The organism is Streptomyces sp. 150FB, assembly GCF_000818195.1.
In the GTDB taxonomy this organism is placed as follows: Bacteria; Actinomycetota; Actinomycetes; order Streptomycetales; family Streptomycetaceae; genus Streptomyces.
Window position 1 is genome coordinate 391,272 of sequence record NZ_JTHL01000001.1, and the last position, 986, is coordinate 392,257.

1 protein-coding gene is annotated in these 986 nt (G+C 77.1%); it reads left to right on the forward strand.

Features of this window, described 5'->3' with window-relative positions:
* On the forward strand, window positions 1–986 hold a 986-nt coding region (locus tag QR77_RS01525), incomplete at both ends, for an FAD-dependent oxidoreductase (protein ID WP_040019304.1).

Here is a 986-nt window from a genome sequence, read left to right on the forward strand (position 1 = left end):
CGCGGCCGGCGCCGCGCTGGCCGCGGGGGCGCGGGTGACCCTGATCGACTCCGGCGAGCGGCCGGGCGGCCAGTACCACCGCATGCTGCCCGAGGCCTTCGGCGCCGAGCGCCCCGAGGCCGTGCACCACGGCTACCGGTCCTTCGACCGGCGCGCCCGCCAGGTGCTCGGTCACCCGCGCTGCTCCTGGTGGCCGGAGAGTTCCGTATGGGCGCTCGACCAGCGGGACCCCGGCGAGCAGGGCCCGCCGCGCGTGCATGTGCTGCGGCGGGTCCAGGACGGATCGCGGCGCGGCCGCCACGTACTGGAGCCCGACGCCCTCGTGCTCTCCGCCGGTGCGCATGACCGGATGCTGCCCTTCCCCGGCTGGGATCTGCCCGGCGTCTACACGGCGGGCGCCGCCCAGGCGCTGGCCAAGGGCGAGCGACTGGTCGTCGGGGACCGGGTGGTGGTCGGCGGCACCGGTCCTTTCCTGCTGCCGGTCGCCGTGTCGCTGCTCGAAGCCGGGTCCACGGTGCTGGAGGTGCTGGAGGCGAACACCGCGCCCGATCTGGCGCGCGGCTGGCTGCGCCGCCCCTGGGAGCTGTCGGCCCAGGCCTCGAAGACGGGCGAACTCCTCGGGTACGCGGCGGCGTTGGGGCGCCACCGGGTGCCGTACCGGCTGGGCAGGGCCGTCGTCGCTGCGCGCGGCGACGGCCGGGTCGAGGAGGTCGTGACCGCGCGGGTACGGGCCGACTGGTCGGTGGTGCCCGGCAGCGAACGTGTCGTCTCCGTGGACGCGGTGTGCGTCGGCCACGGCTTCACCCCGCAACTGGAACTCCCCGTCGCCGCCGGCTGCGAGCTGCGCCGGGCGCCGGGCGCGAGCGCCGAGGTGTTCGTCGGCGTGGACGGTGACCAGCGTACGAGCCGTCCCGGCGTGTACGCGGCCGGCGAGATCACCGGCATCGCGGGCGCCCCCGCCGCACGCGCGGAAGGCGCGGTGGCGG